The organism is Rhodopseudomonas palustris (assembly GCF_003031265.1).
GTDB classification, from domain to species: Bacteria; Pseudomonadota; Alphaproteobacteria; order Rhizobiales; family Xanthobacteraceae; genus Rhodopseudomonas; species Rhodopseudomonas palustris_H.
On the sequence record NZ_CP019966.1, the window covers coordinates 4,483,544 to 4,495,606 of the forward strand.

A 12,063-nucleotide genomic window follows, 5' to 3' on the forward strand; every position below is an offset into this window, starting at 1 on the left:
ATCAGGCCGCGGTCTTGGCGGATGTATCAGAGCCCGCCGTCTGCTGATCAGCACTGAACGGCTTAGTATCCGCACCGCGGCCGCGTTGCCGCTCCAGCCATTTGCGCTCGATCCAGTTCAGCGTCCGTGCGGTCGGCTTCTCCAGCGCCGGCACGTCCTGGGCGATCAGCACCATGCCGAGCGGCAGCATCCATAAGCCCAGGACAGGCAGGAAGCTCAGCATGCCGCCGCCAACCAGGGCGACGCCGAGGGGCAGCCGAACGTACTTTGATGACGGCCGCCGCAGCCAGCCGACGAAATGCGCCGGCCGGGGTGGTAGCTTGGACTCGAACCACTGCAGATGGCGGTCGAGTTCGGCGCGGTGATCGATCTCTGTCACAAAGCTCTCCTCAGGCGCGAGATATGCGCGTCGATTTCGGCACCAACGCGGCAAGCTGTCGCGCGGATCCCGGAACCGCGGAGGCTTTGTCAGTTACTGCCGCTCGCGCTTGTGAGGTTTGCGGGGCTTGAGGCTGGTTGGTTTGCGGCGCACGGCCTCGTTTGTCTGCATCGCCACCGGCGTCGGCCCGAAGTGTGCGCGGCAGGCGGGTGTGAGCTGCGCTTTGTTCTGCACCATGCAGACGGTGATCCGGTCGACGTCCGGAACGAACGCACCGCACAACCGCATCGCGTCGCCCGTACACGCCTGCTGCTGCTCGGCGGTGTAGGCCAGCGCTGAACCTGCAATCAGTGACAGACCAAAGCTGGCGGCCAGAACAAGACCATGACGACGAACGACGCGCGGCGAGATCGAATGGTTCGAGATCATGGATGGCCCCCCTGCTGTGCTGACGTTTCCCCGCAGGCGTTCGGCCGCCTTGTTATTATTTGGCTGATTGGCGGAGTGTGCGTGAGGCGCGAGGAATTCGCAAGCAGCGCGCGAGCCGGCGTTGCGCGACAAGGCTGGACGCTAAGCTTCGTTGGCGCCGACGCCGCGCTGGTCCAAGGCGCTTTGACCTGCCACGGTCAGACGATAATGACGCTTCCCGGCCGGATCGCCGGAATGACTGACGGCCACCAGGCCATCCGAAACCAGCCGGTCGAGTTCGAGACGCTGGCCCGCATTGAGGTCACGGCCGGCTGTCCGGGCCACATCCACCAACACGGCGACCGCCTGATCGCTCAATTCCCGGTCGGTCATGCCGGCTCCCCACGCTTTGTTTCGCTTCAAGCAACGTGACCGTCCGCCATTCCGTTCCGAACGGAATGCCATAACGCGATGGCGGCCGCCCGCTCAGCAAGCGGCCGGCAGGGGGACGATCTCGGCAGGTGGTTTTGGGCTATTCAGTCGCCGCGTAGCGCCGGCAAGGCGGGACGGTCCACCTTGCTAGACTCACCGCCTCGTGGGGGTTCTTGGAAGGCTATCGGCGTTCGCAGAGAGGCGCGCAGCTGTAGAGCTCTTTGTCCGTGCCTTTGTATATCGTGATCTGCTTGTCGCCTTGGTCCGATGCCTCGGCCACAAGCCGGGCGTCCGCGATGCTGCGCAGCGCGAGCGACAGCGTGCCGGACTGCCGGGCCCGCGTCAGCACCTCGGCTTGATCGCCTGTGAGCTCGAGAGTCGCCGTCTTGCCGATCACGTTGTTCTGCCCTTCCCGCTCCTTGGGCAGCTGGTCGATCGCGAGCACGCGCACATTCGTCAGGATCGTCGTCGACGTCACCGTGTCCTTAGCGCCGGGAATGTCGGAGCTTTTGTCACGCTTGGTCAGGATCACGTCGACTTTGTCGTTGGGAAGAATGAAGCCGCCGGCGCTGGTTTCCGGCGAAATCTCCGTCGAGACGGCGCGCATGCCGGTCGGCAGGATCGCCGCCATGAAGCCGGAGCCATTGGGCTTCACCAGTTTGACTTCGCGGATCGGCTCGCCGGCAACGAACGGCGAGCGCGCGATTGTCCCGGCCAGAAACGCTTCGGTGTTGGGCATCTTGTCGCGGCGGAGGAAGTGCTCGCTGGCGCTGTCGGCCGGCCAGCTCTGCCACCGGACATCCGAAGGGGTGACGAGTTGTCCAAGCGCGATATTCGATTTCGCGACGAGAACATCGACGGTCTGGAGCTGGGGAATCGGCTCCGCGACCTGACGGGGTCGCTCCGAGTCCGAACTGCTCGCCAGGAACGCGGCAGCAGCGCCGGCGGCGAGAGCAATGCCCAAAACGACAATGCGCGGCTTACTCAGGCGCATCCGCAAACTCCGGTTACTAAACTCAACGCAACTTGTCGCAATCTTAGGTCGAGGCGCATCAAGATAGAGTTAAGGTGAATACGATGAATCTCCCCGAAACGGTATTATGGGAGTGCCGCATAGCCACGGGCCTGCGCACGCGATCTTGGTCCGCTCGACGCTTTGTCGGCGGCTGGGCGGCTGATCGATCTGAAAAGAGGGATTTTAGGAGTGGTACAGTTGGGTGGGCTCGAACCACCGACCTCCTGTTCCACAGACAGGCGCTCTAACCAACTGAGCTACAACTGCATCCGGCGCGGCCGAGGTGGCCCGCGAACGGGCGGAAACTAGGTGCAACGCCGCGCTTTGGCAAGACCGTGTTCGGCTGCAAAACCAATGTCGGGGGTACTGTCGACAACAACCTTCCGACGACAAAGCCCGGGCGCATGGCCCGGGCCCTGAAAACGTTGAAAACCGGGCCGGATCAGGCGGCGGGCTTGAAGATCTTCGAGGCGTTGGCCTTGATCGGCTCGACCGTCTCGGCGGCGACCTTCTGGGTCAGCTCGGTGAGCTCTTTGGTCTGCGCGGTCAGCGTCTCGATCTGCTTCTTGGCGTGGGACGTCCACAATTCCATCATGTCCGGCAGGGTCTTGGCGCCGATCAGGCTCTGCGCGAAGTCGAAGCTGGCGCTGGTGTTGGTCTTCACGAAGTCGAACACCTTGGTCGAATAGTCGGTCGCGCCCTTGCTGGCCGAGGTGAACACCGCCTCGATGGTGCCGTTCTGGGTCTCGGCGACGTCCTTCAGCTTGGCGTAGCTTTCGCGGGCCTGCGACACGCCCTTTTCGGCGAAGGCGCGGACCTGCTCCGGAAGCTGGAACGGCATCACGGTGGAAAACGGATCGCTCGAGTCGGCCATAGGGGCATCCTTCGCTGGTGGGGCAAATCGAAGTGACCCGCGCGAGCGGCCTGCGCAATCTTCAGGCTGGACGCCGAGCCGGGACGACCTAGGCCGTCCATTCGTCACAAAATACCACAGAAATTGTGCAATGCAACATAAAATTGCATTGCACTGCCACATTTCGCGCCATGGGCGTGGTGGGCGGGGCCGGTGCCCCGCCGGGCCGATTAGGACGTAAAGGCTCAGCTCTTCGGCTTGGCCACGTCCTGAGCCGCCTTGGTGACGACCTGGCCGAGCTCGCTGGCCTGCTCGGCGAGCGCTTTCATCTGCGACTGAACGTATTCGGTGTGCACCCGCATCACGTCGCCGAGGTCCTTGGCGTGGACAAGCTGCTGGGCGTAGTCGAGCGCCGCATGAACGTTGCGCTCGGCGAAGCTGACGGCGCGGCCGGTGATCTCTTTGGCATTGGCCCGGGCGGCGGCGCCGCGATCTTCGATGGTGGCGGCAGTCTGCTGGGCGCTGGACAGCATGTGCTCGAACGCCTTGCGGGCCTGATCGAACCCAGCCTCGGCCATCGAGCGCATTTCCTTGGGAATCTCGAACCGATCACGCTCTTCCTGATCCATCGTCAGCTCCTTCCGCCTGTTACGCCGCTGCTCGACCCGGCGCCGAAGACCTTACCGACCTATCGCATCGCCGGTGTGACCGGCGGATGTCGACTAGCGCATCGTGACCGATCGTCATGGTTTTGCAACCTTCCAACGCGATCAGGGCTTTCCAGGTCCTCAGGCGTGGCCAAATTAAGGTTATCGGCGCTTAAGACGGGATAGCCTCATCGCAAACGTGGACCTAACGGGAGCCGCTGGCGATAATGAATTGTTAAGGTTCTCAGGCCCCGCGCTCTGTCGGCCACAGGCGCAACCGCTGGCGAGCCGGGCGTACGAGTAGCGATGACGAACTGGGACTTTCAATTGCGAGGGGTCGACGATCCCCGGCTCGCGGTGCACGCGACCCGGACGTTGCCGGCGTGGCTGTGGTCGACCGACGGCAGCCGCGTGCTCTGGGCAAACCCAGTCGCCGCTCGGCTGTTCGGCGCCGCCAACGCCGCCGAGCTCGCGGGCCGCAGCTTCCGTCCCGCCGATCCGCATCGCCGTCAGGTCGCCCAGCTCGCCGCCAAGCTGCCGCAGAACGGCGCGACGCGGCTGGAACGGCTGCGCGGCTTCGGCGCCCCGCTCGGCGCGCTGGTGACCTGCGCCTGCACCCGGCTCTTTTTCGCCGATGGCAGCGCCGGGGTTCTGATCGCCGCAGCAGAATCGATCGGCCGCCCGATGCCGCTGATCGACCGGCTGCGCGGCCTGGTCGAAGGCGTCGATACCCCGATCGCAGCTTTTGCCAGCGACGGCCTGTTCGTCGGCTCCAGCGCCGCCGCGCGCACATTGCTCGGCTTCCGCAATCTCAGTGAGGCTGGTCTCGACCAGGCGCGCGCCGACGCGCTGCGGCTCGGCCGTGCCGAAACGCCGATCGGATTTGGCCATCTGGTGCTGCAGCGGGTCGGCAGCGGCGCGGATGTTGGCCTGATCGCGCTGCTGGCGCCGGGCACCATCACGGAGCCTGCTCCGCAGCCGAAGACCACGTCTCGAGAACCGCAGCCTCAGCCTGATTCAGATCCACAGCTTGAAGCCCAGCATCCCACGGCCGTTGAGGCGCCGGTCGAGCCGGCCACACAGGCCGGGCCGACTGTCGAAGCTCCGCAGGCTGCTGAGCCAGCGGCAAAGCCGATCGCGGTTGCGCCGGGAGCAAACGACGAGTCCAGCGCTACGCAGCCGCCCGTCGAACGGGAGATTCCAGAACCCTCATCCGATCAGCAGCCGGCCGAAACCACGGCGGCATCGGCTGAGCCCGACTACGAGACCTTCGCGATCCTGAGCGAAGCGCCCGCCGAATTCACGCTGCTCGACGACGTCGCCCCCGCTGCCGAGGCGCAGTCGGCAGCGACCGAGCCGCAGGTGGACAGTGTCGATAGCAACGCGCCGCATTCGCCGCCGGCTGCTCCTGTCGAACAGCCCGCCGCCGAGGTGGTCTCAGTCGAACAGCCTGTCGCGCCTGAAACGACGCATGAGCCTTCGCCTTACATCGAGGCCGTCGCCGACGAGCCGGCAGAACCGGACGTCGCCGCGAACGAACCGCAGCCGGCCACCGAACAATCCGCGGCACCCGAGCAGGCCGCTGCAGAGCCGGCGGCAACCGACGCTGCACCCGCCGTCGACACGGCGCCCGAACTGCCTGCGCCGCGCCGGCATCCGCTGCGCTTCGTCTGGCAGATCGATCTGGCCGACCGACTGGCGATCGCCTCCGACGAATTCCTCCGCCTGATCGGCCCGCACACCGCCGCCAATCTCGGCGAGCGCTGGAGCGAGGTCGCCGACCGGCTCAGGCTCGATCCGCAAGGTCTCGTCGCGGCCGCACTTGCCACCCGCCACACCTGGAGCGGCATCACGCTGCAATGGCCGGCTGACGGCGCCGCACTGCGGCTGCCGATCGAAATGTCCGGTCTGCCGGTGCAGGATCAGGGCGGCGCCTTTGCCGGCTATCGCGGCTTCGGCGTCTGCCGCGATCTCGCCGCGCTCGATTATCTCGCGGCGCTCCGCCGGCACGGCTCGAACGAACCGCCGCCGCGGCCGCAGCCGCTGTCGGCCGATCGCGCGCCGCACTCCCCCGCTTCAGACCAGGCCCCTGCTCTGGACCCGCTCCTGAACCCCTTGGACACGCCCGTGGATACCCCGAAAAACGTCCTGCCGTTCCGCGCCGCCAACGACGCGCGTGCGCCGTCGCTGACCCCGGGCGAGAACAGCGCCTTCCACGAACTGGCGCAGCAACTGGCAGCCCGGCTCGCAAGCGAAACTCCGCCGACCGCTGATGCTCCATCGATTGCCGACGACGAAGTTGCGCCGGAGCAGGAAGCCGCCCCCGCCGAGACGCCGGAGGCCCCGCGCGCCGAGTGGCTCGCGCCGACGCCCACGCCGGCAAGCGGCGCCAGCGCGCGCGATCGCCTGCTGCTCGATCTGATGCCGGTCGGCGTGCTGATCTATCGGCTCGACCGGCTGCTCTATGCAAACCCCGCGTTTCTGGCGCGGATGGGCTTTCCGAGCGTCGCCGCGCTCGAAGAGGCCGGCGGCCTCGATGCGCTGTATGTCGACTCTGGCGTCGGCGAATCCAGCAGCGGTTCGGAGACCGGCACGCCGATAACCATCACCGCAGCGCAAGGCGGCGACGCAGCCCCGACCGAAGCGCGGCTGTTCACGATCGCCTGGGACGGCGATCAGGCGCTGGCGCTGATCTGCTCGCCCACCCCTGCACCGACCGCCGTGCCCGAATTGCCGTTCGCGCCGGCGACTGCGCTCGAGGACGCGCCCTCGGTGGTCGGCGCCGCGAACGCCGAAGAACTCGGCGCGATTCTCGACACCACCGCCGAAGGCGTGCTGATGTTCGACGAGGCCGGCCAGATCAGCGCCGCCAACCGCAGCGCGGAAGCGCTGTTCGGCTACGACGGTGACGCGCTGGCGCAGCACAATCTGATCGAGCTGTTCGCGCCTGAAAGCCGCGCCGCCGTGCTCGATTACTTGGACAGCATTAAGAGCGGCCGCGCCCAGAGCGTGCTCGACCACGGGCTCGAAGCGCTCGGCCAGGTGCGTGAAGGCGGACTGTTTCCGCTCAGCATGACGATCGGCCGAACCCGCGCCGACGGGCCGAATTTCTTCGCCGTATTCCGCGATCTGTCGCAGGTGCAGCGTACCGAAACCGAACTGAGCCAGGCCAAAAGGCTCGCCGAACGCGCCGCCGGCGCCAAGGCGGATGTGCTGGCGCGGCTCAGCCACGAGATCCGGGCGCCACTCAACGCCATTATCGGCTTTGCCGAAGTGATGATCGAGGAACGGTTCGGCCCGCTCGGCAACGAGCGCTACGTCGATTACTTGAAGGACATCCGCGCTTCGGGCGAACGCGTCATCGGCATCGTCGACGATCTGCTCGATCTGTCGCGGATCGAGACCGGCAAGCTCGATCTCGCCTTCGCCAGCATCAACCTCAATGAGCTGGTCGAACAGAGCGTCGCGGTGATGCAGCCGCGCGCCAACCGCGAGCGCATCATCATCCGGACCTCGCTGGCGCATTCGCTGCCGACGGTGGTGGCCGACGCACAGGCGCTGCGCCAGATCGTCATGAACCTGATCAGTACGTCGATCCATCTGGCCAATGCCGGCGGACAGGTGATCGTCTCGACAGCGCTCAGCGATGCCGGCGAAGTGGTGCTGCGCGTCCGCGACACCGGCAGCCGTCTCAACGACGACGAACTCGCCGCCGCACTGCAGCCGTTCCGCACGCCGAGCGACCGCACCGAAGCCGCCGGCGTCAGCCTGTCGCTGACCAAGGCGCTGGTCGAAGCCAACCGCGCCACCTTCCACATCAAAAGCGCGCCGCAATCCGGCACGCTGATCGAAGTGGTGTTCGCCCACATGCCTGCGGCGGTGTGAGCGAACCCTACATCGCGCGCGAAGCATCCGCTCCGGGCATGCGGAAGCGGTACCCGCAAATGATTGCGTGAGTGACCGGGTCTGGCGAGGATCTCCCCGCATCCTCTGCGCCCGTCCAGCCACGCACAGGGCAGCCGCTCGTCGTAGCGGCGGACGGCGACCTTAGCCTCCCGAAGGAAGGAAGCACGTCTGCTTCCCGCCCGCAGGCGCCACCGCCTCACCCCGCATCTCACAGCGTCCCGGAAACGCCCCCGATGGAAGGCAATATTAGGAATACAGTCCCTTGGACGCCCCCCCCCCTTGTCAAGCGCCTCCCGCCAGACCAAATTACATGGCGCGGTAGACAAATGCGACTTTTCTACCAATCGGAGATCGCATGCATCTCAACATCAAGAACGACGAAGCTCATCAGTTAGCGACAGAGCTGGCCCGCATGACCGGGGAGAGCCTCACTGCGGCGGTGACCAATGCGCTGCGCGAACAGCTCGCCCGCGAGCATCGTCGCCGCCAAACCGACCAGATCGCGCAACGACTGCTGAAAATCGGAGGCCGGTACGCCGCATTGCCTGACACCGGGAGAACTCCAGACGAGATTCTCGGCTACGATGAGAACGGATTGCCCACGTGATCGTCATCGACACGTCGGCGATCATTGCGATCTTTCGCGAGGAACCAGAGGCAGCCCAGTTTGCGCGGCTCATCGCCTCCGACGACCAACCGGTTCTCTCCTCGGGCAATTTGCTGGAGGCCGCGATCGCTCTTCGTGGACTAAAGGACATTCAGCCAGCCAAAGCCGAACGATGGCTTGATGACTTCATCGCGGCGGCCCGCATCCGGATCGAGCCCGTCACCACCGAGCAGGCCGGATACGCGCGTTCGGCGCATCTGCGGTTCGGGAAAGGGACCGGCCACAAAGCAGCTCTCAACTACGGAGATTGCTTCGCCTATGCGCTGGCCAAAGCTTTGAATGCCCCCCTGCTGTGCAAGGGCAACGACTTTCCGCTGACCGATATTCCGCTTGTCACGTAGATCTCTCCCTGGGCTTCCCCCTTGCCCCCCGCCGGCAATCGCGATTTAGCTGGCGCGGACCGAACCCTGGCGCGAGAGCCTCGATGGCGACGATCGATACTTCCCTGGTTGCGAAACTGCCGCTGTTTGCGGGGCTGAGCCCGGCGGAGCTCGACGCCGTGCTGCTGGAGGCGCGGTCGATCCGGGTTCCCAAGAACGGCCATGTGTTCGAACAGGGCGAGGACGCTCATTCGTTCTTTGTGCTGCTGCACGGCCACGTCCGCGCCAGCAAGGTGACGCCGGCCGGCGAGCAGATCGTGGTGCGCTATGTCGCGCCCGGCGAGACGCTGGGTGTGGCGATGGCGATCGGGCTCAACCGCTATCCGGCGACTGCCACCGCGGTCGACGATTCGATCGTGCTGGCCTGGCCGACCGCGGCGTGGCCGCGGCTGGTCGAGCAGTATCCGGCGCTCGCCACCAACACGCTGCGCACCGTCGGCGGCCGGCTGCAGGAGACGCATTCCCGGGTGGTGGAGATGTCGACCCAGCAGGTCGAGCAGCGCGTCGCCCATGCGCTGCTGCGGCTCGCCAAGCAGAGCGGCCGCAAGGTCGAGAATGGCGTGCAGATCGACTTCCCGATCAGCCGGCAGGACATCGCACAGATGACCGGCACCACGCTGCACACCGTGAGCCGGCTGTTGTCGGGCTGGGAGCAGAAGGGCCTGATCGAAAGCGGCCGGCAGAAGATCGTGCTGCGCGAGCCACATCAACTCGTGGTGCTGGCCGATCAGGCGCCCGACGATAAGACCTCCTGAGACTGCGCCACCGCCTCGCGTAGCGCCGCGAGAAACGGCGCCTCGGCGATGCCATGCTCGTTGCAGGAATCCTCGATCGTGTGAAACGTCGCGATCGGGCAGCCAACGCAGGCGAGCTTGAAATCCAGGAACACCCGGATCGTCGCCGGCCATCGGCGCATCACGTCTTCGACTACGAGGGTGCGGTCAATCGACATTGTCGTCTCCGTTGACCCGCCATGCTGAGGCCCGGGGCGGCGGCGTTCTTTGTCGCGCGACAACGTTTCGGAGGGTTCCTACACCTCGTAGTTGTCACATCCGACGAATGACGGATGCGGGCGATCCCGCAGTTGAAAGGTATTCATCTGCGAGCTTGTGCTGGGACAAACAGCGGTGGCGCGGCAGGAGCATGGTTGCGCCAGCCGAGTTTCAATCCAGCCGCAAGGACCTCCACCATGATGACCCGCCGAGATACTCTGCTGAGCGCTGCCGTCACCGCACTGTTACTCAGCGCGCCGACCGTGGCAGCAGCCGCCGCGGAAGACGATGTCTCCAAGCTGCCGCGCCAGAAGGTCGAACTGGTCGCACCGCCGTTCGTGCACGCGCATCAGCAGGCCACCAAGGACGGACCCAAGGTCGTCGAATTCAAGATGGTGGTGCAGGAAAAGGAAGTGGTGATCGACGAAGACGGCACCAAATTCCAGGCGATGACCTTCAACGGTTCGATGCCCGGACCGTTGATGGTGGTGCACGAGGGCGACTATGTCGAACTGACGCTGGTCAATCCCGCCAGCAACACCATGCCGCACAACATCGACTTCCACGCCTCGACCGGCGCACTCGGTGGCGGCGCGCTGACGCTGATCAATCCCGGCGAACAGGTGGTGCTGCGCTTCAAGGCCGATCGCTCGGGCGTATTCGTGTATCACTGCGCTCCGGGCGGCAACATGATCCCGTGGCACGTCGTTTCCGGCATGAACGGCGCCATCATGGTGCTGCCGCGTGACGGCCTGAAGGATCGGAACGGCAAGCCGCTGCGCTACGACCGGGTCTATTACATCGGCGAGCAGGACATGTACGTGCCGAAGGATCAGAACGGCAAATACAAGGCCTATGCGTCGCCGGCCGAATCCTACGTCGACACCGCCGAGGTGATGCGCAAGCTGATCCCGACCCATGTGGTGTTCAACGGCAAGGTCGGAGCGCTGACCGGCAAGAACGCGATGCCCGCCAAGGTCGGCGAGACCGTGCTGATCGTGCATTCGCAGGCCAACCGCGACACCCGCCCGCACCTGATCGGCGGTCACGGCGACTACGTCTGGGAGACCGGCAAGTTCGCCAATCCGCCGGAGACCAATCTGGAGACCTGGTTCATTCGCGGCGGTTCGGCCGGTGCTGCGCTCTACACCTTCAAGCAGCCGGGCGTTTACGCCTACCTCAACCACAACCTGATCGAAGCGATCGAGCTCGGCGCCACCGCGCACTTCAAGGTCGACGGCAAGTGGAACGACGACCTGATGAAGCAGGTCAGCGCACCCGGCCCGATCCCGGGCGGCCCGACGAACTAATCACCTCCGCCACCAGGACCCGCGTCCGCGCGGGTCCCTCGCGTCCCACCCGTCATTGCGAGCGAAGCGAAGCAATCCAGTCCAGCGATCGGAGCTGGATTGCTTCGTCGCTTCGCTCCTCGCAATGACGGACAGATGACCTGGTTGCTGCCATGCTGCTCGCCTTCAAAGCCAAGATCGCCCTCGCTGCCCTCGCCGGCTTCGCCACGCCTTTGGCGGTCACGCCGCTGGTGATCGGCCACGGCGACGCGGCGCTCGACGGCCAGCAGGCGATGGTCGAGATCGCGCCGGGCGCGATCGACTACCGGCTGCCCGGCGAATTCACCCGCGATGGCCGGCAGATCGAGGCGCCGCGGACCAAGCTGCAGTTCGACCGACCGCTGTCGATCATGCTGCATCAGGTCAGCACGGCGGACTATCAACTCTGCGTCGACGATGGCGCCTGCCATCCGATGCCGGCCAACACCGCGGTTCGCGCCGACAGGCCCGCCGTACAGGTGTCCTGGCAGGACGCCACCACCTACGCCGACTGGCTGTCGCGCAAGACCGGCGCACACTACCGGCTGCCGACCGACGCCGAATGGGCGTTTGCGGCCGGCAGCAAGTTCAAGGATGACGGGCTGGCCTCGGACAGCGACGATCCGTCGGTACGGTGGATCGCGCGTTATGAACGCGAGTCCGATCGTGACGATCTGTCGGCCAGCTTGCGCAGCTTTGGCGGCTTCGGCGCCAACGAGCGCGGACTGCTCGATCTGTCCGGCAACGTCTGGGAATGGACCACCACCTGCTTCGACCGCACCGCGATCGACGCCGCCGGCCGGCCGCAGGCGCAGACCGCCAATTGCGGCGTGCGGATCGCCGAAGGGCTGCACCGCGCTTACGTCTCCGATTTCATCCGCGACGCCAAAGCCGGCGGCTGTTCGGCCGGCCTGCCGCCGATCCATCTGGGTTTTCGCCTGGTGCGCGAACAGGATGTGCCGCTGGCGCGGCTGCGCGAGTACCTGGGCCGCGCGATGGCATCGGCCGGGATTTGAACCGCGACCCAAGGCCGCGCAGGACATTGACACGCATCAA

General features: G+C 65.7%; 13 protein-coding genes and 1 tRNA gene. 6 read left to right on the top strand and 8 right to left on the bottom strand.

The window, feature by feature from the left end; translation table 11 throughout:
- Nucleotide 1: 1 nt before the first annotated feature.
- From RPPS3_RS20765 to RPPS3_RS20795, 7 genes are all read right to left on the bottom strand, one after another.
- On the bottom strand, nucleotides 2-379 hold the full coding sequence (locus RPPS3_RS20765) for a hypothetical protein (RefSeq protein WP_107345751.1): 378 nt from the start codon (nucleotides 377-379) through the stop codon (nucleotides 2-4).
- A gap of 93 nt (nucleotides 380-472) precedes the next feature.
- Nucleotides 473-940 (bottom strand): hypothetical protein, encoded by a 468-nt coding sequence (locus RPPS3_RS20770; protein WP_434006763.1) that lies wholly within the window; start codon nucleotides 938-940, stop codon nucleotides 473-475.
- A 9-nt stretch (nucleotides 941-949) separates the two neighbouring features.
- Entirely contained in the window at nucleotides 950-1,180 is a 231-nt protein-coding gene (locus RPPS3_RS20775) for a hypothetical protein (RefSeq protein ID WP_107345753.1), read from the bottom strand.
- Nucleotides 1,181-1,400: 220 nt separating this feature from the next.
- Nucleotides 1,401-2,213: a Flp pilus assembly protein CpaB gene (gene cpaB, locus RPPS3_RS20780; RefSeq protein WP_107345754.1), complete on the bottom strand. Its 813-nt coding sequence runs from the start codon at nucleotides 2,211-2,213 to the stop codon at nucleotides 1,401-1,403.
- Nucleotides 2,214-2,424: 211 nt separating this feature from the next.
- Nucleotides 2,425-2,501 (bottom strand) — tRNA-His (locus tag RPPS3_RS20785).
- 175 nt (nucleotides 2,502-2,676) lie between these two features.
- Nucleotides 2,677-3,108 (bottom strand): phasin, encoded by a 432-nt coding sequence (locus RPPS3_RS20790; protein WP_107345755.1) that lies wholly within the window; start codon nucleotides 3,106-3,108, stop codon nucleotides 2,677-2,679.
- 224 nt (nucleotides 3,109-3,332) lie between these two features.
- Nucleotides 3,333-3,716 (bottom strand): phasin, encoded by a 384-nt coding sequence (locus RPPS3_RS20795; protein WP_107345756.1) that lies wholly within the window; start codon nucleotides 3,714-3,716, stop codon nucleotides 3,333-3,335.
- Nucleotides 3,717-4,040: 324 nt separating this feature from the next.
- On the opposite strand from RPPS3_RS20795, the gene RPPS3_RS20800 reads away from it, so the two are divergent.
- From RPPS3_RS20800 to RPPS3_RS20815, 4 genes are all read left to right on the top strand, one after another.
- The gene (locus tag RPPS3_RS20800; RefSeq protein ID WP_107345757.1) at nucleotides 4,041-7,619 is read left to right on the top strand and encodes a PAS domain-containing protein; all 3,579 of its coding nucleotides are present in this window, start codon (nucleotides 4,041-4,043) and stop codon (nucleotides 7,617-7,619) included.
- Between the two features lie 376 nt (nucleotides 7,620-7,995).
- On the top strand, nucleotides 7,996-8,247 hold the full coding sequence (locus RPPS3_RS20805) for a type II toxin-antitoxin system VapB family antitoxin (RefSeq protein WP_011159676.1): 252 nt from the start codon (nucleotides 7,996-7,998) through the stop codon (nucleotides 8,245-8,247).
- A complete protein-coding gene (locus tag RPPS3_RS20810) occupies nucleotides 8,244-8,648 on the top strand; it encodes a type II toxin-antitoxin system VapC family toxin (protein ID WP_107345758.1) in 405 nt (134 codons plus the stop codon). The genes RPPS3_RS20805 and RPPS3_RS20810 overlap by 4 nt, the downstream gene beginning before the upstream one ends.
- A gap of 83 nt (nucleotides 8,649-8,731) precedes the next feature.
- Complete coding sequence (locus tag RPPS3_RS20815) at nucleotides 8,732-9,442, top strand: Crp/Fnr family transcriptional regulator (RefSeq protein WP_107345759.1); 711 nt, start codon at nucleotides 8,732-8,734, stop codon at nucleotides 9,440-9,442.
- Here RPPS3_RS20815 and RPPS3_RS20820 read toward each other — a convergent pair.
- On the bottom strand, nucleotides 9,415-9,639 hold the full coding sequence (locus RPPS3_RS20820) for a DUF1858 domain-containing protein (protein ID WP_107345760.1): 225 nt from the start codon (nucleotides 9,637-9,639) through the stop codon (nucleotides 9,415-9,417). The genes RPPS3_RS20815 and RPPS3_RS20820 overlap by 28 nt on opposite strands.
- Nucleotides 9,640-9,876: 237 nt before the next feature.
- Here RPPS3_RS20820 and nirK point away from each other — a divergent pair, with 237 nt between their 5' ends.
- Both nirK and RPPS3_RS20830 read left to right on the top strand, forming a co-directional pair.
- Nucleotides 9,877-10,989 carry a copper-containing nitrite reductase gene (gene nirK, locus RPPS3_RS20825; RefSeq protein WP_107345761.1) on the top strand — a complete coding sequence of 371 codons (1,113 nt, stop codon included), beginning with the start codon at nucleotides 9,877-9,879 and terminating at the stop codon, nucleotides 10,987-10,989.
- Between the two features lie 152 nt (nucleotides 10,990-11,141).
- Entirely contained in the window at nucleotides 11,142-12,023 is an 882-nt protein-coding gene (locus RPPS3_RS20830; RefSeq protein ID WP_107345762.1) for an SUMF1/EgtB/PvdO family nonheme iron enzyme, read from the top strand.
- Nucleotides 12,024-12,063 lie beyond the last annotated feature (40 nt).